The sequence below is a fragment of the Erythrobacter ramosus genome (assembly GCF_009828055.1).
GTDB classification, from domain to species: domain Bacteria; phylum Pseudomonadota; class Alphaproteobacteria; order Sphingomonadales; family Sphingomonadaceae; genus Erythrobacter; species Erythrobacter ramosus.
This window is the reverse complement of record NZ_WTYB01000002.1, coordinates 86,415-112,093: the sequence shown is the minus strand read 5'-3', so window position 1 is coordinate 112,093 and position 25,679 is coordinate 86,415. Positions and strand designations below refer to the sequence as shown.

The window sequence follows — 25,679 nt, the reverse complement described above, 5'->3', positions numbered from 1 at the left end:
CGTTGAACATCATAAACCCCGCCGGGAGCAATTCCGGCGGGGTTTAATTTTGCCCGGCGCCCTGTCCCCGCATCGGACAGCCGCGCCTCGCGCTGAGGCTTTCTTAACGGCCCTGTGGCATGACCGTGCCAAAGCGCCCGGATCGGCGCGGCAAGGCAGGGTTAACGGCGATGGACATGGCACGTGCGGACAGCTTTCGCACCAGCGAAACGGGCTTTGCGCCCGCTGCGCTTCCGCATGGCCGATTGCAACTGCTCACCACCGAGGAATTGGCTGATCCCGCCTTCCTCACCGCGTGGGAGCGCCTCGTCGCCCGCGCCGCCGAGCCCAATCCCTTCTTTGAACCGTGGTTCCTGCTCCCAGCCCTCCGTCAGTGGGGCGGAACTGACCGCGTCATCACCAAGGCGTGGTTCCATGACGGGCGGCTCGCAGGCCTGCTGCCGGTGGTGCGCAGCGCCAAATATTACAGCCACATCATCACCCATGCGACCGGGTGGCTCCACGACAATGCCTTCTGCGGCGTGCCGCTGATTGCTGCCGGGAGCGAGGACGCCTTTTGGCGCGATATGCTCGCCCATTTTGACCGCCGGGCGCGGCGTGCGCTGTTCTTGCACCTGCCGATGATGCCCGCAGAAGGCCCCGCCAACGCCGCGCTTGAACGCGTACTCGCCGCCTGGCCCCGCGCGCATTACACCGTCGCCGAGGAAAACCGCGCGCTACTAACCGGCGAGGTCTCGGCCGAAACCTATCTCGAAGGCGCAATGAGCGCCAAGAAGCGCAAGGAACTGCGCCGCCAGCACAACCGCCTCGCCGAGGAAGGCAGGCTCGTGTTTGAGCGGGTGGAAGACGACACCGGACTGGCGGAATGGACCGCCGAATTCCTCGCGCTGGAAGCGGCCGGATGGAAGGGCGAGGCTGGTTCGGCCCTTTCCAGCGCGCCGGACACCCGCACGCTGTTCGAACAATCGCTCGCAGGCGCTGCGGCGGCGGAGCGGCTGGAACGGCTCGCGCTCCGGCTCAATGGCCGGGCGATTGCGATGCTGGTGAACTTCGTTACCGCGCCGGGGGTCTACAGCTTCAAGACTGCCTTTGACGAAGCCTATGCGCGCTTTTCGCCCGGGATGCTGTTGCAGCTCGAAAACCTCGCTCTGCTGGAACGGCCCGAGATCCAGTGGGCCGATAGCTGCGCGGTAGAAGGCCACCCGATGATTGAACGCCTGTGGCGCGACAAGCGCCGCATGATCAGCCGCAACATCGCCATCGGCGGACCGATGCGGCGCAGTCTGTTCCGCCTGCTGATGGCTTACGAAACCCGCCCCCGAAACGCCAAAGGGACAAGCACCGCATGAACGCCCCCGCCCACTTTGCCGACGCGCTGTCCGCACCCGTCTTCGCGCAGGCATCGCGCACCCGGTTTGCCGCGCATTATCCGGAAAAGCCGCATATTCTCACCCACAGCCTCACCAGCCACCCGCTGCTGGAGATCGAGGCGCTGGCCGGGCTGGCGGAGCGGCTGCCGATCACTTCGGTGGAGTATAACCGCGGCGATCTGCCGATTGGCGTCGATGCGAAGCCGGGATCGAACGGCATGACCATCGCCGAAACGATCCGCAAAGTGGCCGAGGCGGAAAGCTGGGCGGTGCTCAAGAACATCGAGCAGGTGCCCGCCTATGAAGACCTGCTGCTGGGCCTGCTTGAAGAAATCCGCTCCGAAATCGAAGCCGCGACCGGCGCGATGCTGACGCCGCAGGGCTTCATCTTCGTCTCCAGCCCCAATTCGGTCACGCCCTATCACTTCGATCCGGAACACAACATCCTGCTCCAGATCCGCGGCAGCAAGGTAATGACCCAGTTTGCCGCAGGCGACACCCGCTTCGTGCCAGACGAGGCACATGAGACCTACCATTCGGGCGGCCCGCGCGAATTGAAGTGGGATGACAGCTTCTTGGCGCAGGGCCGTGAATTCCCCCTCAGCCCGGGCGAAGCTCTGTTCGTGCCGGTGATGGCGCCGCATTTCGTCAAGAACGGCCCCGCCCCGTCGGTGTCGCTGTCGATCACCTGGCGGAGTGAATGGAGCTACCGCGAAAGCGACGCGCGCATCTTCAACGCGATCCTGCGCGAGCGCGGGTTCAAGCCCGCAGCGCCAGGTCGCTGGCCGCATCAGAACTATGGCAAGGCCTATGCCTTCCGCATCATGCGCAAGCTTGGCTTGACGGGTTCGTAAGCGCCTCGCATGGCCCTGCGCCATGAGTGAGACACCCACCCCCGAGCAACTGGTCGCCAGCCTGATCCGGCTGCTGACGGTCGAAAAGCGCGCTGCCGACGTTTACGCCGGGCCTCCGCAGGCTGATGGCATCGGGCGCGTGTTTGGCGGACAGGTGCTTGCCCAAGCGCTTCAGGCGGCGCAAGCCAGCGTCACCGACGGCAAGCGCGCGCACTCGCTTCACGCCTATTTCCTGCGGGGCGGGCGCGAAGGCGTGCCGATCGAATACCGGATCGAACGCGACTTCGACGGGCGCAGTTTCGCCAACCGCAGGGTGGTCGCCGCGCAGGAAAACGAGGAGGGCATCGCTGTGCCGATCCTCAACCTCACCGCCAGCTTCCAGCAGCCGGAAGACGGCCTTGAACATATCGATTCGCCGATGCCCGATGTGCCCTTCCCCGGTGATCTGCGCTCCGACATGGAGCAGCGCCGGGAAATTGCCGAGGCATGGGCTGACCGTTTGAACGATCAGCAGCGCCGTATGATGCTGCGCCCGCGCCCGATCGAGATGCGCACCACTGATCGCCTGCACTGGATGAGCAGCGAACCGCGCGAGCCGCGCGCGCATTCGTGGTTCCGCGTCTGCGCACCGATCACCGGCGCGGACGACACGCCCGAACTCCACCGCGCGATCATCACCTATGCCAGCGATTACACCCTGCTCGGCACCAGCGCGCTTCCGCATGGGCTCAGCTGGATGCGCAACGAGCTGGTCGGCGCGAGCCTCGATCATGCGCTCTGGTTCCATCGTGACGCGCGCGCCGACGAATGGCTGCTCTACGCCACCGACGCGCCATGGAGCGGGGGCGGTCGCGGGTTCAACCGCGGGCGGATCTTCAACCTCGCAGGCGAGCTGGTGGCCAGCGTCGCGCAAGAGGGGATGATGCGGAAGCGGGTGAAGGGTTAACCCCCGACTTCGTCATTGCGAGGAGCGCAGCGACGCGGCAATCCAAGAACCGCCGACGCCACTGGTGGGCCAGTCAGTCCTTGGATTGCTTCGCTACGCTCGCAATGACGAGTTTAGTGGGCGAGAAAAACCGGCATCTGCGGTTCGCTCAGCATCCGCCGCGTTACCCCGCCCAGCAGCAGCTGGGCGAGGCGCGAGTGGCCATAGGCACCCATCACCATCAGCGAACAATCGCGCATTTGCGCCGCTGAAAACAGCGTGTCGGCGATGCTGGCCTCCCCGCGCGGAAGTTCGACGATCTCGCATTCGATCCCGTGGCGGCTGAGATAATTGGCCCCCTCGGTCGAAGGCAGGTCAAAGCGTGCCTTGTCCGATTCCTCGACCACGCTCGCCAACGTGACCTTGCACGAGCATGCGAGCAGCGGCACCGCTGCGCGCAGTGCGTGTGCGCCTTCGGACGAACCGTTCCACGCCACCAACATGGGCGCCCCGATATCGAAACTCTTGGCGCTCTCCGGCACCACCAATACTGGCACCGGCGCCTTCATCACCACATCGCCCACCAAGGCCGAAGGCCCGCGCCCATCCGTGCCAGCCTCGGCCGGGCCGAGGATCACGATATCGGCCAGGGGCGAAGCTTCGAGCAGGCGGTGCGGGGCGATGCCATAGACAAAGCGCCAATCCCACGGCACGCCTTCGTGCTCCAATTCCTTCTCGATCTGTGCGCGCAGGTTCTCGGCGTTTTCCTTGATCACGGGCATCGCGGCCGCAATGGCTGAGCCGTAGAAATCGCCCGGCGCGAAGACCTCGTAACTGACCGCCTGAAGACAGGTGAGGTGCCCGTTGGTCGCGCGGGCAATATCCAGCGCAACTTGCAGGCGCGCGGTCATGGCGCGGTCATGGTCAATGTGCAGCAAAATCGATTTCATGACGTGTCTCCCATTCATGATGAGGATTATCGCCCCGATTGTCGCGACTGGCTTTGACAGGGATCAATTTTTGGCCTGCACGCCTCCGGTCTCCATACCATCTTGCCTTAGCCAAGGCGCGCGCTCATTCTGCGGACAGGGAGAGACTATCATGCAGATCACGCGCCATCCGCCGGTGAAGACGTCGCTGGAGCCATCCAACCACCCCTACCTCACCGGGCCGTGGACGCCGCTGCACGAAGAGACGGACGTCGCCGAATTGCGGGTGATTGAAGGCGCAATCCCTGACGACATCGACGGCATCTACCTGCGCAATACCGAGAATCAGGTGCACCAGCCGCTAGGCCGACATCACCCGTTCGATGGCGACGCGATGATCCATCAGGTCAACATTTCGGGCGGCAAGGCGAGCTATCGCAACCGCTTCGTGCGCACCCATTGCTTCGAGGCCGAGCAGATCGCCGGGCGTAGCCTGTGGGGCGGGCTGATGGACCCGTGGGGCACCAGCGTACGGCCCGGCTTTGGCGCGCATGGCGGGCTGAAGGATACCGGCTCGACCGACATCATCGTTCATGCCGGGACGGCCTATGCCACGCTTTACCAGTGCGGCGAGGCGTGGATGCTGGACCCTGTGACGCTCGGCAGCCGGGGCAAGGCGCCGTGGGTGCCGCTCGACGGCATTTCGGCCCATCCCAAGGTGGACGAAGCGACCGGCGAGTTGATGTTCTTCAACTACTCCAAGCACGCCCCTTTCATGCATTACGGCGTGGTCGATCGCACTGGCCAATTGGTTCACTATGTCCCCATCCCCCTGCCCGGCCCGCGCCTGCCGCATGACATGGCGATCACACCGAATTGGTCGATCCTCAACGATATGCCGCTCTATTGGGACGAGGAATTGCTCGGGCGGAACATTCACGCCGCGCGCATTCACGATGGCGTGCCGACCCGCTTTGCCCTGATCCCGCGCCATGGTCAGCCGCAAGACATCCGCTGGTTCGAGGCCGCGCCGACCTATGTTCTGCACTGGACCAACGCTTGGGAAGATGGCGACGAGGTCATTCTCGAAGGCTATCATCAGGCCAAGCCGATGCCCGATCCTCTGGAGGAAATGGGCCGCTACAGCCACATGATGGCTTACGTGGACGAACACTCGTTCCAGTCCCGCCTGCACCGCTGGCGCTTTAACCTGAAGACCGGCGAGACGCGCGAGGAGCGGCTGACCGACCGCATCGTCGAATTCGGGATGATCAACCCGGCCTATGCGATGCGCAAGAGCCGCTACGTCTGGTCCACCACCACCCGGCCCGGCTGGTTCCTGTTCAACGGCTATGTCCAGCACGATACTCAGACGGGCGAGGAGCAAGTTTTCCAGCTTCCCGAAGGCGTCTATGCCAGCGAAAGTCCGATGATCCCGAGAAAGGGTGCAACATCGGAGGATGACGGCTACCTCGTGACGTTCCTGATCGACGAGAACAGCGGCACCTCCGAATGTGCGATCATGGATGCGGCCGACGTGACCAAAGGCCCGATTTGCCGCCTCGCTCTGCCGCACAAGATCTGTTCAGGCACCCACTCGGTGTGGGTTGAACATGATCAACTGCGCGCTGACGCGGCGTTCCACGCGCAGCGTTTCGCGGTGGCATGACGTCACCGGTCGAGGTGGCTTGAACGCTCGTCACAAGCGCGCTTGCGCCTGACCGCCCCCACGCCTAGCGCCCCGGGCTTGAATTACTGCTTCCGGGGACTCCTCATATGACCTTTCGCCTTGCCCTTGCCGCTTCGACCGCGCTGTTCCTGACGGCTGCCCCGGCGCTCGCTCAGACGGCTGCTGCGCCTGCCGCAGCCACCGCCTCTGCCGAGCAGTCCGAACACGACAAGCTGTTCGGCCTGTTCGCGGATGCCGACGCGCGCGAGCTGGCGCTCAATCCGCTCAGCCGCCTGTTCCGCGGCGAGGAAGAAAATGCCGGGCGGCTCGGCGATCTGTTGACCGATTCCAGCTTTCTGGCCAGCCGCACCGACATCAAGCTGAACCTTGCGCTGCTGGCCCAGATCGACCGTAGCAAGCTTTCCGAAACCGATCAGCTCGCCTATGATGTGTTTCAGTACACACAGCAGCGCGCGCTCGACGGTGTGAGTGACGAGATGCGCGCGCTGACCGAAGTGCGCCCGCTCAACCACTTCTTCGGCCTGCACACCTTCTACCCGCAATTCGCCAGCGGCACCGGGGTCGCCCCGTTCAAGACGCTCGCGAATTACGAGGACAACCTCTCACGCCACAATGACTATATCGACTTCATCGACCGCGCGATTGCCAAGTTCCGCGAAGGCATGGCGAGCGGCGTGGTCGAAACCAAGCTAACCGTCGGCATCATGGTCACCCAGCTCGATACGCAACTGAAGACCCCGCTGGCGGATTCGATGTTCATGGCCCCGGTGAAGACATTCCCCGACACCATCGCCGAGGCTGACCGCACCCGCCTCGCCGCTGCCTACGAGGCCAAGACCACCGAACTCTACGCCGCCAACACGCGGCTGCGCGATTTCCTGCGCGACGAATATCTCCCCGCCGCGCGCGACAGCATAGGGCTTTCCCAGATGAAGGGCGGCGACAAGCTTTATGCCCGTCTGGTCGAGGATTCGACCACCCTGCCGATGGACCCCGAGACGATCCACCAGCTCGGCCTGTCGGAAGTCGCGCGGATCAAGGCGGATCTGGAAAAGCTCAAGAAGGAAGTGAAGTTCAAGGGCACGCTGACCCAGTTCTTCGACTATGTCCGCACCGACCCCAAGTTCCAGCCTAAGACCCGCGAGGGGCTGACCCAGTCCTATTATGACATCGGCAAGCAGGTGGACGCCAAGATCGGGGATTACTTCTCGCTGATCCCCAAGTCGCCGCTGGAAATCCGCCCCTACGACACCTCTACCGAGGAGTTCGAGGCGGGTGGCTCGTACCAGTCCGGCTCGGCTGACGGGGCGCGTCCGGGCGTGTTCTACTTCAACGCCTATGACCTGCCGAGCCGCCTGACGCCGGGCAATGTCACCCTGTACCTACATGAAGGCGCACCGGGCCACCACTTCCAGATCAGTCTGGCCCAGGAGAACGAGGCACTGCCCGCCTTCATGCGGTATGGCGGCACGACCGCCTATGTCGAAGGCTGGGCGCTCTATGCCGAGACGCTGGGCTACGAGATGGGCTTCTACAAGGACCCGTGGAACCGTTACGGCACCTTGCAGGACGAACAGCTGCGCGCCATGCGGTTGGTGGTGGATACCGGCATCCACGCCAAGGGCTGGACCCGCGATCAGGCGATCGACTTCATGATGGACAATTCGGGCATGACCCGCACCGAAGTGGTGGCCGAAGTTGACCGCTACATCGCCATCCCTTCGCAGGCGCTGGCCTACAAGATCGGTGCGCTGACAATCCAGAAACTGCGCCAGCGGGCCGAGACCAAGCTGGGCGGAAAGTTCGACATCAAGGCTTTCCACGAGCAGGTTTTGAACACCGGCGGCCTGCCGCTGGCGGTGCTCGAAGCGAAGATTGACCGCTGGATCGCATCCCAATCCGGTAACTGATCGAGCGCGCGAAAGCCCCTCGCGCCTCAACTCACCGCATCCTATCCCCGGTTGCCCGCTCCTGTGGCAGCCGGGGAATTGACGTTAACCTGCGAGCAAGGTGTGGCTGAACAACCACGCCTCGCGCACTCAATTCAACAAAGGCACCGCACGGGATCGCGGCCCGCACCACAGGAGCAATACCACTGTGACCACCACTAAGCATAAGGCGCGCAACTTCGCGCTGATCGCCCTTTTGGGCGCTGTTTCTGCCACCGGCCTTGCCGCCCAGACGCAGGTTCCCGTCGAAGACCAGGGCGAGGTGCTGACCACCGTCTATGGTTCGCTGCCGCCGCTTGCCGAAATGACCGAAGGGCCCAAGGTCACCGGCATTATCTCGGCACGCAAGGGCTCCCGCCTCCAGGTGACCACCGAAGATGGCACCACCACCATGATCACGCTCCACCCCGAAACCGAAATCCGCACCCGCGGCGGGTTCCTCGGCATCGGCAACAAGGCGTTCGATCAGAGCGCGCTGATCAACGGCTTGCCGGTGATTGTGAAGACCGGCCAGTACGGCGAAGGTCTGGTTGCCAGCGAAGTCCGCTTTACCAGCGATGACCGCCAGATTGCGGCGATGATCCGCGGCGGCACCCAGCAGCAGTTCGGCGAGCAGGGCGCTGCGATCAAGCAGAACGCCGCCGCCACTGAAGCGCTGCGCGGCCGCCTTGGCGATATCGACAAGTACAACCTCAAGAGCACCACCAATGTGTATTTCGACACCGGCAAGTCCGTGCTCACGCCCGGTGCCAAGTCGGAACTCTGCGCCGCAGCGCAAACCGCGGGCGCCAACGAAAATTCGCTGATGCTGGTGCTGGGCTACACCGATTCGACCGGGTCTCAGGAAGTGAACCAGACGCTGTCGGAAAAGCGCGCGGCGGCAGTGGTCAACCACCTCCAGCAGGTGTGCAAGTGGAAGCCCTATCGGATGCTCACCCCGACCGGTATGGCAACATCCGATCCGGCCGCCGACAACACCACCGCAGCCGGGCGCGCGCAGAACCGCCGCGTGTCGGTCAATGTGCTGGTGAGCAAGGCGCTCGACGGGCAGTAAGCGATACGGCTGCGGCGACGATGATGCGTCGCCGCAGCACACTTACATGATCGGCAGAACTCCGCCGATCGCGGTGTTGGGTAGCCCGCCTGCGGGATGCGGCAGACCCAGCGCCCCGTTCACCGCCCGGCGCAGCGGATTGGTGCAGTATGAAGGCCCCTGCGCGTAATAGATCCGCCCTTCGAGCGTACGTTTCTTCGCATCGGGATTGACGATCACCTGCCCGGCGTTGCCTGTATCCCCGCCATCGGCAATGGGATCGCAGCGGCGCAGGGTGATGCTGCCATCCGCCGCTCGGTCAATCGCGGTGCAGACGAACGGCTGGTAGAATTGCAAGATGCGGGTGTTGCGCTGGTAGGAGTCTCTTCCGTCCGACAGCACATATTGTGGATCGCGGGGAAGCAAATCGAGCGCACCCGGCGCCACGCCCACTGTTGCAGGCGGTTGCCCGAAATATCCCGCAACCTGCCGGACAATCCCCTGCTGAAAGCCTTGTCCCGCATACCATTGATCAAAGGCGGCGGCACGGGGAAACGTTACCTCTGACCGCCAGTTCACCGCATTGCGCCAGCAATCGCCCAGCCGCACGGTCTTGTCGCCCTGACGGTCAACCGTCACGCCTTCGGGCAGGGCGAAGGCCTCACTCACCAGCGCGGTTTCATCGTCGAAGTAATCGCCTTGACTATCGATGTTGAGGATCAGGATCGGCAGGCCGATGCAGGACAGGAACGCCAGCGTGGCCAGCACCTGAACCGGAAGCGTTTTCCACACCGCCGCCGGGGTCAGCCGGTGGGCCAGAATCAGCAGAGCGAGCACCGCAGCGGGCACCCCGAGCTTGGACAGCAAGGCGAACGTGAAGCCGGTCATGTGGTCGGTGTAACAGGCCGGCTGCCTAGAATTCGTAAACCGTCCCCCGCGCCCTCAGCTGCCGAACAGGAACATGTTGACCGTCAGCCGCCCCTTGGCCGGATCTTCGGACAGGGCCGCGGGATCGGGGATGATGCCCGAATGGAGCTGCCGCCCGCGATACAGCGCCATCCGGTCAGGCCGCGCCTCGACCGCGCCGATCTGTTCGAAGGCGTCGCTGTTCCCCAGCGGATAGCCGGCGGGCGGCGGGCCAAATTCGCGCTCGTCCTCCACCAGCGCCGCGGCATAGGCGACCTCTCGCTCAGGCGTGATTGCTTCGAACCCGGTGCGGCGGTGACGGTAAAATGCGGTTCCGCCGCTCTCCGGTCCATCAAGGTAGTGCATGATCGCGACCCGCCCCGCGTCCGAATGATCGTGATGCGGGATGCGCTGGCGGGGTGAGAGCAGCTCTGGGGGCAGCGTCACCAGCGAGAACGCGGCGATTTCGCAACTGATATTGCGCGTCAGGCCGAACACCCGTCCCATGACCTGCATCATCAGCTCGCGCCTGAGGCTGAGATAGGACGGATCGGCCAGCGCGCGTCTGCCCGGATAATCGACCCCTGCGGGGTAATACTGAGCCGCCAACCCCATCGCCCGCAGCCTCTCGGGCTGGCCGGTAAAGTTGTCGATAATGACCAGCGGCTCGCCCTCACGGCCCAGCCGTTCGACAGTGATGGAGGCATCCGGGAGGATCATGCCTCCCCCCCTAACCGCCCGCATGGTAGAAGTCATAGACCTTGCGCGCCACCGTGGCGCTGACGCCGGGGGCACGCTGGAGGTCTTCCAGTGATGCCGCACGCACCTTCGATGCCGTGCCGAAATGCAGCAGCAGCGCGCGCTTTCGCGCCGGACCGATACCCGCGATTTCATCCAGCGGAGACGCGGTGATCGCCTTGGACCGCTTCGCCCGGTGCGCGCCGATGACATAGCGGTGCACCTCGTCGCGCAGGTTCTGCAAGTGGAACAGCAGCGGCGAGTTGACCGGCAACATCTTCTCGCGTCCGTCCGGGAAGTGGAACACTTCCCGCCCATCGCGCCCGTGATGCGGCCCCTTGGCGACGCCGACGACAACGATCTCGTCGGCAATGCCGATTTCCGTGAGCACGCGCATCACGCTGGAGAGCTGCCCCTTGCCGCCGTCGATCAGGATCAGATCGGGAAGCACGGTTTCGTGGCCGCCCTGCTTCGCCTCCGGGTTCTCCTCGCCCTCCGCAAAGTTGCGGAACCGCCGCGCCATCACCTCGCGCATCATCGCGAAGTCATCATTGGTCTGCGCCTCGCGGATGTTGAACTTGCGGTACTGGCCCTTCTCGAACCCGTCCGGCCCGGCGACCACCATCGCGCCAACGGCCTTGGTGCCCTGAATGTGGCTGTTATCGTAAACCTCGATCCGCTGCGGCGCGGCGTCCAATTCCAGAAACTCGGCCAATTCGCGGTTGAGCTTGGCCTTGGTGCCGGTCTCGGCCAGCCGCCGTTCCAGCGCTTCGATCGCATTGCGCTGCGCCTGTGCCATCAGCTTGCGCCGGTCACCGCGTTCGGGAACGGAGATGCGGACCTTGCGGCCCGCAACTTCGGACAGCGCCGCCTCCATCAATTCGGTTTCGGGCAGCTCACGGTCGACGAGGATCGTGGCTGGCGGCGGGACTTCCTCGTAGAATTGCAGCATCACATCGGCGAGCACCTGCGCTTCCTCCACCTCATTGGTGTGGCGCGGGAACAGCGCGCGGTGGCCCCAGTTCTGCCCGCCGCGGATGAAGAAGGACTGGACGCTCATCTGCCCGTTCTTGGCTGCCAACGCGAAGATATCCGCATCACCCAGCCCTTGCGCGTTGATCGCCTGCGAGCCCTGAATGAAGGTCGCCGCCCGCAGCCGGTCCCGCAGCATTGCCGCAGTCTCGAATTGCAGGTTCTCCGCCGCTTCGGCCATCTGCCGCTCAAGATCGGCCTGCACCGCGCCCGACTTGCCTGAGAGGAAATCCTTCGCCTGCCGGACAAGCGCGTCATAATCCGTCTCGCTGACGCGCCCGACACACGGCGCCGAGCAGCGCTTGATCTGATACAGCAGGCACGGCCGGTCGCGGTTGTTGAAGAAGCTGTCGGTGCAGCTGCGCAGCAAGAACAGCTTTTGCAGCGCATTCAGCGTCGTATTGACGCTGCCCGCGCTGGCAAACGGCCCGTAGTAGTTGCCCTTCGCCCGCCGCGCGCCGCGATGTTTCTGGATGCGCGGGAAGGTGTGATCGGCGCGCAGCAGGATGAAGGGGAAGCTCTTGTCATCGCGCAGCAGCACGTTGAACGGCGGGCGGAAGCGCTTGATCAGCTGCGCTTCAAGCAGGAGTGCCTCGGCCTCGGAATTGGTGGTGATGATCTCCATGCTGCGGGTCTGGCTGACCATGCGCTGCAAGCGGCCCGACAGCCCGGCGATCTGGGTGTAATTCGCCACCCGCGCTTTCAGGCTGCGCGCCTTGCCGACATACAGCACCTCGCCGCGTGCATCGAGCATCCGGTAGACGCCGGGCGAAGGCTTCAGCACCTTCACCACCTCGCGGATCGCCTGCACTCCGCCTTCCAGGTCGGGCTTGGCGCTCGACACGGTATAGGCGGCGCGCTCCTCGTTGAAGCGATCGCCGCCGCGCGGATCGTGCGGGGTACCTGCGGGGGTCTTTGACATCAGGTGCAGATAGGGACTGCGGGGGGCGATTGGCAATTCCCGCAAGCACGCCTATCCGCACCGGGATGGATCAGCATGACGTCATCATTCTCGGCGCGGGCGCCGCCGGGCTGTTTTGCGCAGGCCAGGCAGGGCAACGCGGGCTGCGTGTGGCGTTGCTGGAGAAGGCGGAAGCTCCGGGGAAGAAAATTCTGATCTCGGGCGGGGGGCGCTGCAACTTCACCAATCTGGGTGCTGGGCCGGGCAATTACCTCTCGGCCAATCCCCATTTCGCCAAGAGCGCGCTGGCGCGGTACACTCCGGCGGACTTCATCGCGCTGGTGGAACGCTACGGGATCGCGTGGCACGAAAAGACGCTGGGTCAGCTGTTCTGCGACGGTTCGGCCAAGCAGATCGTGGCGATGCTGTTAGAGGAATGCCCGTCTGAAAAGGTTACCCTCACCTGCGAGGTCGATGTGGCCAGCGTTACGCGCGGTGCGGACGGCGTCTTCACTGTCACAGCCGATGATGGCCGCGCGTGGCACGCGCCCGCGCTGGTGATCGCCACCGGCGGGCCCTCAATCCCCAAGATGGGCGCGAGTGACTTTGCCTACGGTCTGGCGCGGCAGTTCGGGCTTAAGGTGGTCGAACCGCGCCCAGCGCTGGTGCCGCTAACCTTGGGGGGCGAGGATGCTTTGTTCCGCGAGCTCTCCGGCGTGGCAGCGCCCGTGCGCGCTCGGGCTGGCAGCGGCAAAGGCAAGGCCGAGTTCGCTGAGGCGGCGCTGTTCACCCACAAGGGTCTCTCCGGCCCAGCGATCCTGCAAGTCTCGTCCTATTGGCGGCATGGCGAGGAGGTCGGCATCACTTTCCTGCCGGATGCTGCGACCGACTGGCTTGTCGAAGCCAAGCGCGACCGCCCCCGCACGCACTTGCGCACGCTGCTGCGCGAACGCCTACCCGCGCGGTTGGCTGATGCGCTCGCGGATCGGTTGGCGTTGGAGCGCGAGCTTGGCAATGTGTCGGACAAAGACCTGCGTGCCGCTCAGGCAAAGCTGGGCGATTGGCGCTTTGCCCCCAACGGCACCGAGGGTCTCGCCAAGGCCGAAGTCACCGCTGGCGGGATCGCCACGGCGGAACTCTCCAGCCGAACGATGGAAGCGGCCAAGTTTCCCGGTCTCTACGCCATTGGCGAGGCCGTGGACGTCACCGGCTGGCTCGGCGGCTACAACTTCCAATGGGCCTGGGCGAGCGGTTTTGCTTGCGCTGAAGCGCTCGCCGAGGCCCGCGCGCTCCGGCCTTGATTTTGCCGGGTCGCGCGTTTTCCTACTCCCGCCGGCCCTGATATGCCGGATCCGGCTCTTTCCCATTGTTGCCCACCGAAGTGCACTCCCCCCCCGGGAGGGGCAAAGTGTCAACTTCGATTTTTCGTCGCAAGCTTATGTTTATAAAACACAATTTCCCGGAAATGGCGCTTGACACCCTGTCAACTTTGTCAACTTCGGGTGCTCGGGGAAGCCATCACTAGAACAGCTTTCTAAGGTCGATACCCAGATACAGCCCTAGCGGGTCGATCACGAAAGGCTGGTAATTGATCGGCGTCTCACCCGCCGAATCCCGCACCTTGCGCTGTGCGTCGAACACGTTGTCGGCGACGAGGCTGACGCGGAAGTCCTTGAGCAGGCCTTCGTTCTTGCCCGTCACTTCGCCAAGGTTGGCGAAGATGCGCAAGTTGAAGGTGGCGATGTCGTCGAAGAACAGATCGCTGGTGCCGACTCCCCCGTCGAGGCGGGTCGTGCCGGTGTAGATGCCCGACAGGCGGAAGCCGACGCCCTTGCCGAACAGACCCGCTTCAAGGCGGCTCGAATGGCGGGGCTGGCCGAAGGCGCTTGTTGCCTGACCGTCCAGCTGGTCGAGCGGTTGCAGGCCGGGGGCGATCAGGATCTCATTGGCGAGCTCGATCGTGTGGGTCAGGTTGAAGAAATACCGCCAGCCCTGGAAGTTGCGTCCTCCCAACGGGTTGAAGGCCGGTCCACCCGCAGGTGCACCACCAGCCGCCGGAGCGCCGCCCGGTGTCTGTGCCGGAGGAGCCGCCGCGCAGAAGCGCTGCTGGAACTGCGCCAGCGCTTCGGGCGGGATGGTGCCATCGGGCAGGCGCGACCGGTCGAGTGCCATCTTGATGAAAGCCGGGTCGACGCCCGGCAGCTCGGCCGAGACATCTTCGCCGCGGTCGATCTTGGCGACCAGCTCGGCAATCGCAGCCGTGCCGTCCGGGCCGCAAGCACGCTCACGGAAAGCGGCGAGCTGCGGCGGGATAGCCGCCGAAACTGTGCCGGCCGGAGCGCCCGGTGCACCGCCGCCCATCATAGCGGGATCGATGCTACAAATCCGCGTGCGGAATTGCGCCAGCCGCGCCGGATCGACCTTGCCGTCAGCACCGCGGATGCGCGCCAGCATCGGCGCGAGACGCGCAGGATCAATGCCGGGGAACTCGGCCGAGATATCCGCGCCGCTGTCGATCGCAGCCACCAACTTTTCGAGGAAGGCCTGACCATCGTCGGCGCACAGGCGCGCACGGAAGGCCATGAATTGCTCACGCTGTTCGGCTGTCGGCGCGCCGAAGCCGCCCGCCGGAGGACCACCCGCGCCTGCCTGTGGGGCCGGGCCGGTCGTCGGCGCAGCAGGCGCGGCCGCAGCAGGAGCACCACCGCCACCGCCAAAGCGACCACCGCCGCCGCCGCCACGACCGCCTGCACCTTCAGCCGGAGCGCCGATGCTGCCATTGGTTGAGAAGGTGAACTGGAGGCGGTCCGCCCGCGTCTCGGTAAAGCTCACCGAGCGCCGGTCGACCCGCACCACGCGGCCGCTCGCATCGCGCGTCACCCGGCCGGGGAAGGCCGCCTCGGTCTCGGTAGTGATCTGCGGGAAGCTGCTCACCACGTCATCCGAGCGGTTCATGATGTAGTCGACCGTCAGGCGCGAGTCCTTCCAGAAGGGAAGCTCCCAGTTGGCCGAGAACTTCCAATCGCGCTGGGTCTCGGGCGGCAGGGTCGGATTGCCCCCGGTCAGCACCTCGGCCAGCACCGTCTCGCCGCGCACGAAATCGAACACGGGGACGTTGAAATTGGTGACCTGCGGATCGCCCAGCGCCGAGAGCGAGGGCGCGACTTCGCGCAAGATATAGGTCGCCGACAGGTCGAGACCGTCAGTGGGCTTCCACGTGATCCCGGCGTTCCAGTCCCCGAGAAGGCCGAAATCGCTGAGGTCCTCGAGCCCTGCCTGAAGGTTCAGGGTGAAGTCGCCCAGTCCGTCTAGAAATTCCTCGCGCCCGCTGGTCAGCGGCACCACCAGATTGGCGCCGGTCGACAGGCGGCGGCGGGTCAGCTCGGCGCCCGTGAGCGAGCGGGTGTCGCTGCTTTCGATCCTGCGCCAGTCTAGTCCGAGATCGAAGGTCGCCAGCACCTCGCCCGCAGGCAGCTCGGCGAGCGGGCCCTCGAGCGTCGCCTGGGTCTCGGTGGTAATCGTCCGGCGCAGCGCGACATCGAAGCCGTTGTCGGCGCTGGTCGGCAGCGGACCGGTAATCGCCAGCGTGCCTGCCGCCGCGGCATCGCGGAAGACCTGGAGCTGCGCGGTCCCCAGCCGCCGGTCGATCTCGGTCTCGGTCTCGCTGAAGGAGCCGTCGAAGGTGGTGGTGAGACGGAAGGCATTGATCGGCCGGTTGATCGATCCGGCGGCCGAGACCGTGTCGCTCGAGGAGCGCCGGGCGAGCGGAGTGTCCGCGCCGAAAGTGCGCAGCGCGCTGGTGCCGGTGGGCGAGGTCAGCGTCACGGTGTTGAGCCCGTCGAGGCTGCGGCTCTCGTCGCGCGCGTAATTGAGGTTGGCGCTGAGCGACGTCCCGCTCTCGACGATCGCCTTGGCCCACGAGACATTGGCGTCGACCCCGAAGGTGTCGGCCAGCAGGCTGCGGAATTCGGCCTGATCGGGATCGCCCGCGACCAGCGACTGCGAGCCATCGGTCTGCCGCACATTGCGCTCCGCCTCGGTCAGAATCGAGGTGTCCTGAACCTCGATATTGGCGTTGATCCGCCCGCCATTGGCGATCTTGAGGATGCCGAGCTGCTGCTCGTTGCGGGCATAGCCGCCGCGCGACGGCATCTCGTATTCCAGATCGACCTGGCGATTGGAATAATTGTCCTTGAGGATGAGGTTGATCACCCGGCGATCAGGCGGAAAACCGAAGCGCTGGGCGACTTCCTCGGGAAAGACCTCAACCCGGGCAAGGGCTTCCGGCGGGTAGTTGGCAAACTCCCGGAAGGAACCGATGCGGATGCCGTTGACGAGAATCACCGGCTGCCCGCCGCCGCCCCGCCCGCGGGCCGAACCGGTGCGTGCGCTGATCTGGGCGATCAGGTCGGTGATCGAAGTGACGCCTTCCGCGGCAATTGCGGTTTCATCCAGCTCAAGGAGCGGGGCCTGATCGACAAACAACTGCCCCCGCAGTCGCCCCGAGCGCACAACGATCTCGCCGCCGTCCGTGGTGGTGTCGCTGGCGCTGTCGAGGTCTTCCTGTTCAGGCTGGGCGGCCGGTTCGGGCTGCGGCTGTGCGGTCGCCGTTTCCTTGGCTGCCAACGGCAGGGACAAGGTAAGGGCAATAGCGCAGGTGCCAGCGCGCAGGCCTGCGCGGGAGAGCGGGGAGAGGTTCATGGAGTCCCTTTAACTACAATTCTTGTGACGGGGCGGCTTGTTACCGCTCCCTTGGGGGCAGACTGACTACGCAGACGAACGGCCCAAGGATGCGCGATACACCCTGAACCGAACCTGCAAATTCCCGAAGTTCGTGGGCCTAACGCACGAGCCTTCCCTTTTGGTTCCCGCATCGCTAAAGCGCAGCCCCACATCGACGGGCGTATTGTGCGCCGCAACGGACAAAAGGAATTACATGGCCAAGGAAGAACTCCTCGAAATGCGCGGGCGCGTGGTTGAGTTGCTGCCCAATGCGATGTTCCGGGTGGAGCTTGAAAACGGCCATGAAGTGCTCGGCCACACCGCAGGAAAGATGCGCAAGAATCGCATCCGCGTCTTGGTGGGTGACGAGGTTCTGTGTGAGCTGACGCCGTACGACCTCACCAAGGCGCGCATCACCTATCGCTTCATGCCGGGTCGCGGCGGCCCCGGCCCGCAGTAATTGCGGGCAGCCCTGATGGGCGCGCTTCACCTCACACTGGCTTCGGCATCGCCCCGGCGGCACGAGTTGCTTGGGCGGCTAGGGCTAGTGCCTGACGCTGTCACTCCTGCCGATATCGACGAAACCCCGCTAAAGGGCGAGCTCCCCCGCGCCTATGCCCTGCGTATGGGGCGGGAAAAGGCGGTGGCCGTGGCGGCGCCGGGCCATGTGCTGGCGGGCGATACGGTGGTGGCCGTTGGGCGGCGCATCCTGCCCAAGACCGAAACCGAAGCCGAAGCGCGCGCCTGCCTCGATCTGATGAGCGGGCGGAGGCATCAGGTGCTCACCAGCGTGGTGCTGCGCGCGCCCGATGGCTCGATCCGCGAACGATTGTCCGAGACCGTGGTGCATTTCAAGCGCCTCTCCGCCGAGGAGATCGCCGCCTACCTCGCCGGAGGTGAATGGCAGGGCAAGGCGGGTGGCTATGCCATTCAGGGCGCGGCAGAGGGCCTGATTGAATGGATTAGGGGCAGCCATTCTGGCATAATGGGCCTGTCGCTCCATGAAACGCGCGCGCTTTTGAAAGCCGCCGGGTTTGCCATTGGCTAGGCCAGCATCGCCAGATTGGCTGATCGAGGACGGCATCGGCGAAACCCGTGCCTTGCTGATCGCAGGCGAGCAGGTGCTGGCAGCGCGGATGATCTGGCCGGGCGAGTTGCGGGCCGGACAGCCAGCGCGCGGCAAGCTCACCGCCAAACTCAAAGGTTCCCGCCGCGGTGTGGCGCTGCTTGAAAGCGGCGGGGAGGCGCTGGTCGATCATTTGCCACAGGCAGTGACCGAGGGTCAGATGCTCGACCTCGTCATTACCCGCGCGCCCCTCGCCGAACGGGGCCGGTTGAAGCGCGCGCAGGCCCGGGTGGCAGGAACGGACAACAGCGCCTTGCCCTCATCCCTCGCTGAAGGCCGCACTGTCCGCCGCCTACCGGCTGGTCTGTGGGAGGAGGTTTGGCAGGCGGCTTCATCGGCCAGCCTCGACTTTCCGAATGGCGAGGTACTCGTCAGCGTCACCCCCGCCATGACCGTGATCGACATCGATGGCATCGGCTCCCCGCGTGACGTGGCACTGGCGGCAGTGCCCGCGATTGCCCGCGCGCTGGCGTGGTTTGAGATCGGCGGGAATATCGGGATCGACTTCCCCACGGTCGCCGCCAAGGCCGATCGCCGTGCAGTCGATGAGGCACTGGAGGCCGCGCTGGAAGGCTGGCCCCATGAACGCACCGCAATGAACGGCTTTGGCTTCGTGCAACTGGTCGCTCGGCTCGAAGGCCCCTCGCTGCTCCACCGCTTTGCAACCGCCAGGCTAGGGGCAGCGGCCCGCATGGCACTGCGCCGCGCGGAGTTGGCGGCAGATGAGGGTACGGGCCGTGTCTTGCAACTGACCGTGCATCCCGCACTCAAGGCCAAGCTAAAGCCCGAATGGTTAGACGAACTTGCGCGCCGAACCGGGCGGGTGGTGGAGATCGCGGTCGATCCGGCTCTTGCCATCGAGGCCGCCAATGCCCAACTTATCGTCCGATGACCTTCTCCGCCAGCAAGCCCTGTCCGATCTGCCGCAAGCCGAGGTCGGAGACTTTCCACCCCTTCTGCTCGCAGCGCTGCAAGGACCGAGATTTGGCGCGCTGGTTCTCCGATTCCTACGCCCTGCCCGGCGCACCTGCGGACCCGGAAACGCTGGCGTCCGAAGACTGGCGCGAGCAGGACTGACGGCAGCGCAATAATCCTGCGCGGCTTTCACAAAACCTACTTGCCAACCCCCGCGGCCTTCGCCATAGGGCCGCTCTCATTTGCTCGCCGGGGCAGCCACATGGCTCGATCCCGTCGCTCGCAGCGAATGCCCGGGTAGCTCAGGGGTAGAGCAGCGGATTGAAAATCCGCGTGTCGGTGGTTCAAATCCGCCCCCGGGCACCATTCGCTAAAGGCCTAAAGGCGAGCTGGGAGTGCCGACCTGATGTCCCGCCGCACCAAGATCTACGAAGGCAAGGCCAAGATCCTCTATGAGGGTCCCGAACCGGGCACGCTTATCCAGTATTTCAAGGATGACGCGACTGCCTTCAACGCCGAGAAGAAGGGCACGATCAACGGCAAGGGCGTGATCAACAATCGCATCAGCGAGCATGTGTTCACCCGCCTCGCCCACATCGGCATCCCGACCCACTTTATCCGCCGCCTCAACATGCGCGAGCAGTTGATCCGGCAGGTCGATATCATCCCCTTGGAAGTGGTGCTGCGCAATGTTGCGGCAGGTTCCATCAGCAAGCGCCTCGGGATCGAGGAAGGTGAGCCGCTGCCGCACACGCTGATCGAATATTACTACAAGGACGATGCCTTGGGGGACCCGCTGGTAGCCGAAGAGCACATCGCCTGCTTCAACTGGGCCTCGAACGAGGAGATGCATGACATTTCCTCGATGGCGATCCGGATCAATGATTTCTTGTGCGGGATGTTCGCCGCGATCGACATCCGTCTAGTGGACTTCAAGCTGGAGTTCGGGCGGCTTTACGATGGCGATTACAGCCGCGTGATCCTCGCCGACGAGATCAGCCCGGATGGCTGCCGCCTGTGGGACATGACCACCGGCGAAAAGCTCGACAAGGACCGCTTCCGCCGCGATCTGGGCGGTGAGGAAGAAGCTTACCGCGAAGTCGCGCGTCGGCTTGGCTTGCTTAATGGTGAAGACAATAGCCCGGGCGAAGTGTTCGACCTGTCGCACGCCCGCTCGCGCCTGCGTGGGCCGCCCCCGCTCAAGAAATAGGCTGACAGCCCCGATTGACGCGCTAGTCTCGAGGCCCGTGTAAACGACCCGAGAGAGACGCCTGATTTCGATGCGGAATTTCCCACTTGCTGCCAGCCTGCTGCTGGCGCTGTCGCCGCTTGCCTTCACCACCGCGCTCGCCGCGCAGGATGCCCCCGCTACCGAAGCAACCACTGAAGCGCCCACACCTGTCTGGGCCTTCGAGGACAGCGACGTCCCGGTTGATACCGACTACACCTTCGGTCAGCTCCCCAACGGGATGCGCTACATCATCCGCCAAAACGCCACGCCCGCAGGCACCGCACTGGTGCGGATGCGGATCGATTCCGGCGCGCTGGAGGAGACCGATACCGAGCTCGGCCTGTCGCACTATCTGGAACACATGGCTTTCAATGGATCGAAGGGCATCCCCGAGGGCGAGATGATCAAGCTGCTCGAACGCGAGGGCCTTGCCTTCGGCGCGGACACCAATGCTTCGACCGGGTTCGATGCGATCACCTACCTGCTCAACCTGCCCCGCAATGACGAGACGCTGCTGGGCACCGCGCTGATGCTGATGCGCGAAACGGCGAGCGAGCTGACCATTTCGCAGGACGCGGTGGAGCGCGAGCGCGGGGTAATTCTGGCCGAACGGCGTGATCGCGCAGGCTTCCAGCAGCGCAATTTCGAGGACAATGTCGACTTCCTTGCCCCTGACGCGCGCTATGGCGATCGCATCCCGATCGGAACGATCGAGGTGCTGGAAAGCGCAACCGCAGACCAGATCCGCGCGCTCTACCAACGCACATACAGGCCATCGAACACCGTGCTGGTGGTGGTGGGCGACTTTCCGGTCGAAGTGGTCGAGGCCGCAATCCGCACCCGCTTTGCCGATTGGACCCCTGCCCCCGCCCCGGCTGAGCCCGAGGCGGGGCCCATCGACGTGACCCGCAAGGGGATGACCGACATCCACCTCGATCCGGCATTGAGCGAGAGCGTCACCATCAGCCGCCTCGCCCCGTGGCGCGATGAACCCGACACTATCGCCAACCGCAAGGCAGCGTTCCTGCGCGGGGTCGGCTACGCCATCATCAACCGCCGCCTCACGCGGCTGACCCGCAGCGCCGATGCGCCGTTCCGGGGCGCGAGCTTCAGCTCCGGCGATATCTTCGAAGAAGCGCGGATTACCAGCCTCAGCGTCAGCAGCGTCGATGGCGAGTGGAAGAAAGGCCTGCTCGCCGCCACCCGTGAGGTCAATCAGGCGCTCACCTATGGCTTCACGCAAGCCGAGGTCGATGAGCAGCTCGCCAATATCCGCACATCGCTCGAGAACGCGGTAAAGTCCGCCGAAACCCGCAGCAATGCCGTGTTCGCCGGTACGGCTCTGGCGCTGGCCAGCGACGAGCGTGTGCCGACGACGCCGGACTGGCAGCAGGCCGAGTTCGAGCGGCTCGCCCCGGAAATGACCCCGCAGGCGCTTTGGCAAGCGGTGACAGCCGATGCCGCACCGCTGACCGAGCCGTTGATCCGCTTCGAAGGCCGCACCGCGCCCGAAGGCGGGGAAGCAGCTTTGCGCACTGCCTTTGACGAAGGGATGGCCCAGCCGATCACCGCACCGGTCGACAAAGGCCCGCTAGTATTTGGTTACACCGACTTCGGGCCCGCCGGGACTGTGGTGTCAGATACCGTCGAGCCCCGCCTCAGCCTGCGGCTGATCCGCTTCGCCAACGGGGTGCGGCTGACGCTCAAAAAGACCGATGTGCGCAAGGATCGCATCGCCTTTTCCTTCGCGCTAGACGGCGGCAATCTGATGAACACCAAGGAGGCGCCGCTCCGCACCTATCTGGCCGGATCGCTGGAGGGCGGCGGTCTTGGCAAACACAGCCGGGACGAACTCACCACAATGCTTGCCGGACGCAGCGTCGCGTTTGGATTGGGGCGCGACATTGATGCCTTCACAGCGTCCGCCGTCACCACCCCGCGCGACCTCACGCTCCAGATGCAGGTAATGGCCGCGCTGATAACCGATCCGGGATACCGCCCCGAGGCAGTCGAGCAGTTCCGCAAGGGCATCGAGAATTTCTACAAGACGCTCGATTCCACTCCGGGCCGCGCACTTGCGGCAGCGCAGGGCGGCATAATCCACGACAATGACCCGCGCTTCGCGCTCCAGCCCAAGGAGGCGTTCTTCGCGCTCGACTTCCAGCAGTTGCGCGACGTGATCGGAGACCGTCTGGCGTCCGGCGCGATCGAGATCGCACTGGTCGGCGATCTGGACGAAGCCGAAGCGATTGCGGCGGTCGCCTCAACCTTCGGCGCGCTCCCGGCGCGCGAGGCTGAATTCAATCCTCGCACTGAGGCGCGGGTGGTGACGTTTACCGCCGAACGCGGTCAGCGGGTGCTGACCCACAAGGGTGAGCCCGATCAGGCATTGGTACACTGGGTCTGGCCGACAACCGATGACAGTGATCTGGCGGAGTCGATGCGTCTGAACCTTCTGGCGCGGATCGTGCGGCTCGAACTCACAGACCGTCTGCGCGAAAAGCTCGGTCAGGCCTATTCGCCCTCGGCCGCGTCAGACACCAGCGATGACTATCCCGGGTTCGGGACGTTTACGATCAGCACATCGGTTGCGGTCGACCAGGTCGAACCCAGCCGCGAAGCGCTGAAGCAGTTGGTCGCTGACCTACGCCAGGCTCCCCTTGATACCGACATCATCGAACGCGCCCGCAAGCCGTATTTCGAGGCCTATAACAATTACCTGAAAGACCTGGGGGGCTGGCTGGCCTTGGCGGCAGACGCCCAGAGCGAGCCGGATGAGCTGGATGATTACTTCGACGCGCCGGCGATCATGGGGGCCATCACACCCGAAGACATCCACCAGATGGCGCTGAAATACCTCGTCCCCGATGGCGCGGTCGAGTTTGTGGTGGTGCCCGAAGCATCGGTGGCCACCAAATAAAAAAGGAGCTGACAGGTCATCGCCTGCCAGCCCCTTTCTGTTTGGCGAAGCCCCGCGCTCGGCGGGGACGCAAAGCCTATCAGTACTTCACGCCGAACATCACGCCGATGATGCGCGGATCGTTGACGAAGGCGGTGTTGTTGTTGAAGTCGACCACGCCAAGGACGTTGTCTTCATCAGTGATGTTGCGCGCGAAGGCAGCGACTTCCCACTGGCCCTCATCACCCGAATAGCCGACCTTGAGACCGCCTTCGATGCGGCTCTTGGCGTTGAATTCGCGGCTTTCGTAAAGCAGGAAGTTCGTGTCACCGAGGTAGACCCAATCGGTGAAGATGAAGAACTCGCCCGAATTGCCCACCGGGATGCTGTAGCGGGCGGTGAAATCGCCGCTCCACTCCGGTGCGTTGGGGAAGGGATTGTTGTTGATCAGCGCGCGGGTGCTGCCACTGATCACGCGGGTCGGATCGGTGACGGTGCACTGCGCACAGATGCCGACTGCAAGGGTCGAATCCTTGATCGCGGTGTTGTTGTAAGCCACGCCAAGGGTGACGAGGAACTGCGGCGACACTTGGAACGCACCGTCGAATTCAAGCCCCCAGGCCTCGCCCTTGTTGGCGTTGATCAACTGGACGAGGTTGCCAGCACCGCCGACAGCGGTGAACTGCGGGTCTTCGACCGTGTAGTAATAGGCCGCCCCGTTCAACCGGACGGTGCGATCCGCCAGCTCGCTCTTGAAGCCGACTTCGTAGGAGGTGATATTCTCCGACTGCGCGACCGAGGGCGGGTTGAAGAAGGCTACATCGCGGCCCTGAATCGTCGGCCCGCGGAACGAGTTGGCGATCTTGGCATAGACGCTGGCATCATCCGACACGTCCCCGAAGATGCTAACATCCCAATCGAACTGGTCGTCACCCACGCTGCGCGGCTGCGGGGCAGCGCCAGAACGGACGAAGAAATCCTTCTGGTCGTCGGTGTAGCGCAGGCCGCCGGTGACGCGCAGCTTTTCGGTCAGCTGGTAGCCGACCTGCCCGAACAGCGCCCAGGCTTCGTTGGTGTGGTTGACCGTGACCGGCGGCGGGAAGGTAAAGCCAACGGTAGTCACGTCGAAATCGCTTTCGAAGTAGAAGCCGCCCACCTGCCAGCTCAGCGGACCTTCACCGGTCGAAGCCAGTCGCACTTCCTGCGTGGTCTGCTTCAGATCGATCGAATCCTGCGTGTCCGAGGGGAACGGGATCAGGCCGGGGCCGCCCCCGCCCGGCAGAAACACCGCACCGAAGCCGCCATCGACATCGCCCCGGCTTGAGCCTTCGCTGGTCCAGTGGCTGGTGATCGACGTCAGTGTCGCGCCGTCGAATTCATAGGCCGCGGTCAGCGTCGCACCGAACTGCTGGTAATCAGCCTGGTTGCCGCCGCCTGCATCGTAGAACACCGTGTCGCGGTCGTAGTTGGCATTGAGCTTGTTGTTACCCGGGCCAAGGATATTGGCGCGGAAGAAGGTGGAGGAGCCTTGGAGATCGCGGAAATTGACCGCAGCATTGATGCTCGTCCGGTCGTTCGGCGTGAACAGCAACTGACCGCGCACCGCGAAATCGGCATATCCGCCCAGCGCGTTTTCCTGATTGGTGAAGCCATTGCTGATCCAATCGCCCCGCTTCTGCATCTGCGCTGCGACGCGGAAGGCCAGCACATCCTTGGCAATCGATCCGCCGACCGCGCCATTCAGCGAGATCGTATCGAGGCTGCCGAACGACAGACCGGCAGCGACGCTCGTGTCGTGGCTCGGCTTAATCGAATCGATCTTGACGATGCCCGCCGGGGTATTGCGGCCGAACAGCGTGCCCTGAGGGCCGCGCAGGACTTCGACCCGCTCGACATCGAAGATCGGAAAGCTTTTGAGGGTGACGTTTTCCATCACGACATCGTCAAGCAACACCGAGACGGGCTGCGAGGCGGCGAGATCGAAATCGGTGTTGCCAAGGCCGCGGATGTAGAAGCGCGGCGCCACGCGGCCGTTCGAGCTTTCGACATTGAGGCCCGGCGCGGTGCCGGCCAGCGCGGTGATGTCACCCGCTCCGCTGAAGATCGCGCCGATGCGTTCCTGATCCAGAATGTCGGCGGACACCGGCACGTCCTGAAGGTTTTCCTCGCGGCGGTTGGCGGTGACGATGATGGTCGCCAGCTGGCCTTCGGTGGCATCGGCGGTTTCGCTGTCCTGCGCGGCGGCAGGAGCGGCAATGCTAAAGGCTGCGGCAGCAGCGAGCGCGGTCGAACCGGCCCAGACAGCACGAAATGCGGAGTAACGGTGAGACATCGAACAACCCCCTTTTTGGTTTGATCGGATGGAGAGCGGGTGGTTGGCCCGTGACATTTTTGTCCGATTCGCGCGAGGCGAGTGACCGTCAATGTTGCGTCAAAACGACGCTCGCTGGGCGTTCTTT

General features: G+C 64.4%; 19 protein-coding genes and 1 tRNA gene. 14 read left to right on the top strand and 6 right to left on the bottom strand.

What is annotated here, in order from left to right; all coding sequences use genetic code 11:
• The first annotated feature begins 119 nt into the window (after positions 1-119).
• The 3 genes from GRI59_RS07080 to GRI59_RS07070 are packed head-to-tail and all read left to right on the top strand — an operon-like array spanning position 120 to position 3,170.
• Entirely contained in the window at positions 120-1,349 is a 1,230-nt protein-coding gene (locus GRI59_RS07080; protein WP_237440735.1) for a GNAT family N-acetyltransferase, read from the top strand.
• Positions 1,346-2,224: a cupin-like domain-containing protein gene (locus tag GRI59_RS07075; protein ID WP_160760537.1), complete on the top strand. Its 879-nt coding sequence runs from the start codon at positions 1,346-1,348 to the stop codon at positions 2,222-2,224. The genes GRI59_RS07080 and GRI59_RS07075 overlap by 4 nt, the downstream gene beginning before the upstream one ends.
• A 22-nt stretch (positions 2,225-2,246) precedes the next feature.
• Positions 2,247-3,170, top strand: coding sequence for an acyl-CoA thioesterase (locus GRI59_RS07070; RefSeq protein ID WP_160760536.1), 924 nt, complete (start codon positions 2,247-2,249; stop codon positions 3,168-3,170).
• A 113-nt stretch (positions 3,171-3,283) separates the two neighbouring features.
• On the opposite strand, the gene GRI59_RS07065 is transcribed toward GRI59_RS07070, so the two are convergent.
• The gene (locus GRI59_RS07065) at positions 3,284-4,099 is read right to left on the bottom strand and encodes a universal stress protein (RefSeq protein WP_160760535.1); all 816 of its coding nucleotides are present in this window, start codon (positions 4,097-4,099) and stop codon (positions 3,284-3,286) included.
• A 151-nt stretch (positions 4,100-4,250) separates the two neighbouring features.
• On the opposite strand from GRI59_RS07065, the gene GRI59_RS07060 reads away from it, so the two are divergent.
• The 3 genes from GRI59_RS07060 to GRI59_RS07050 all read left to right on the top strand — a co-directional run bounded on the left by GRI59_RS07060 (position 4,251) and on the right by GRI59_RS07050 (position 8,771).
• On the top strand, positions 4,251-5,747 hold the full coding sequence (locus tag GRI59_RS07060) for a carotenoid oxygenase family protein (protein ID WP_160760534.1): 1,497 nt from the start codon (positions 4,251-4,253) through the stop codon (positions 5,745-5,747).
• Between the two features lie 107 nt (positions 5,748-5,854).
• Positions 5,855-7,678, top strand: coding sequence for a DUF885 domain-containing protein (locus GRI59_RS07055; protein WP_160760533.1), 1,824 nt, complete (start codon positions 5,855-5,857; stop codon positions 7,676-7,678).
• Positions 7,679-7,865: 187 nt separating this feature from the next.
• Positions 7,866-8,771: an OmpA family protein gene (locus tag GRI59_RS07050; RefSeq protein WP_160760532.1), complete on the top strand. Its 906-nt coding sequence runs from the start codon at positions 7,866-7,868 to the stop codon at positions 8,769-8,771.
• 42 nt (positions 8,772-8,813) lie between these two features.
• Here GRI59_RS07050 and GRI59_RS07045 read toward each other — a convergent pair whose 3' ends face one another.
• The 3 genes from GRI59_RS07045 to uvrC are packed head-to-tail and all read right to left on the bottom strand — an operon-like array spanning position 8,814 to position 12,348.
• Positions 8,814-9,638, bottom strand: a complete 825-nt coding sequence (locus GRI59_RS07045; RefSeq protein WP_160760531.1) for a hypothetical protein — start codon at positions 9,636-9,638, stop codon at positions 8,814-8,816.
• Positions 9,639-9,692: 54 nt separating this feature from the next.
• On the bottom strand, positions 9,693-10,376 hold the full coding sequence (locus tag GRI59_RS07040) for a DUF6445 family protein (protein ID WP_160760530.1): 684 nt from the start codon (positions 10,374-10,376) through the stop codon (positions 9,693-9,695).
• A gap of 10 nt (positions 10,377-10,386) precedes the next feature.
• Positions 10,387-12,348 (bottom strand): excinuclease ABC subunit UvrC, encoded by a 1,962-nt coding sequence (gene uvrC, locus GRI59_RS07035; RefSeq protein ID WP_160760529.1) that lies wholly within the window; start codon positions 12,346-12,348, stop codon positions 10,387-10,389.
• 65 nt (positions 12,349-12,413) lie between these two features.
• Between uvrC and GRI59_RS07030 the strand changes: the two genes are divergently transcribed.
• Positions 12,414-13,628: a BaiN/RdsA family NAD(P)/FAD-dependent oxidoreductase gene (locus GRI59_RS07030; RefSeq protein WP_160760528.1), complete on the top strand. Its 1,215-nt coding sequence runs from the start codon at positions 12,414-12,416 to the stop codon at positions 13,626-13,628.
• Between the two features lie 220 nt (positions 13,629-13,848).
• On the opposite strand, the gene GRI59_RS07025 is transcribed toward GRI59_RS07030, so the two are convergent.
• The gene (locus GRI59_RS07025; RefSeq protein WP_160760527.1) at positions 13,849-17,028 is read right to left on the bottom strand and encodes a TonB-dependent receptor domain-containing protein; all 3,180 of its coding nucleotides are present in this window, start codon (positions 17,026-17,028) and stop codon (positions 13,849-13,851) included.
• A 235-nt stretch (positions 17,029-17,263) separates the two neighbouring features.
• Between GRI59_RS07025 and infA the strand changes: the two genes are divergently transcribed.
• The 7 genes from infA (at position 17,264) to GRI59_RS06990 (ending at position 23,241) form a co-directional block, all read left to right on the top strand.
• Positions 17,264-17,509 carry a translation initiation factor IF-1 gene (gene infA, locus GRI59_RS07020; RefSeq protein WP_007163491.1) on the top strand — a complete coding sequence of 82 codons (246 nt, stop codon included), beginning with the start codon at positions 17,264-17,266 and terminating at the stop codon, positions 17,507-17,509.
• Positions 17,510-17,524: 15 nt separating this feature from the next.
• Positions 17,525-18,097: a Maf family protein gene (locus tag GRI59_RS07015; protein WP_160760526.1), complete on the top strand. Its 573-nt coding sequence runs from the start codon at positions 17,525-17,527 to the stop codon at positions 18,095-18,097.
• Positions 18,090-19,067: an Rne/Rng family ribonuclease gene (locus GRI59_RS07010; RefSeq protein ID WP_160760525.1), complete on the top strand. Its 978-nt coding sequence runs from the start codon at positions 18,090-18,092 to the stop codon at positions 19,065-19,067. The genes GRI59_RS07015 and GRI59_RS07010 overlap by 8 nt, the downstream gene beginning before the upstream one ends.
• A complete protein-coding gene (locus GRI59_RS07005; RefSeq protein WP_160760524.1) occupies positions 19,064-19,252 on the top strand; it encodes a DNA gyrase inhibitor YacG in 189 nt (62 codons plus the stop codon). The genes GRI59_RS07010 and GRI59_RS07005 overlap by 4 nt, the downstream gene beginning before the upstream one ends.
• A 129-nt stretch (positions 19,253-19,381) precedes the next feature.
• A tRNA-Phe gene (locus tag GRI59_RS07000) sits at positions 19,382-19,456 on the top strand.
• A gap of 40 nt (positions 19,457-19,496) precedes the next feature.
• Positions 19,497-20,300: a phosphoribosylaminoimidazolesuccinocarboxamide synthase gene (gene purC, locus GRI59_RS06995; protein ID WP_160760523.1), complete on the top strand. Its 804-nt coding sequence runs from the start codon at positions 19,497-19,499 to the stop codon at positions 20,298-20,300.
• A 70-nt stretch (positions 20,301-20,370) separates the two neighbouring features.
• Complete coding sequence (locus GRI59_RS06990; RefSeq protein WP_160760522.1) at positions 20,371-23,241, top strand: M16 family metallopeptidase; 2,871 nt, start codon at positions 20,371-20,373, stop codon at positions 23,239-23,241.
• A gap of 79 nt (positions 23,242-23,320) precedes the next feature.
• On the opposite strand, the gene GRI59_RS06985 is transcribed toward GRI59_RS06990, so the two are convergent.
• Positions 23,321-25,552, bottom strand: a complete 2,232-nt coding sequence (locus tag GRI59_RS06985; RefSeq protein ID WP_160760521.1) for a TonB-dependent receptor — start codon at positions 25,550-25,552, stop codon at positions 23,321-23,323.
• Positions 25,553-25,679 lie beyond the last annotated feature (127 nt).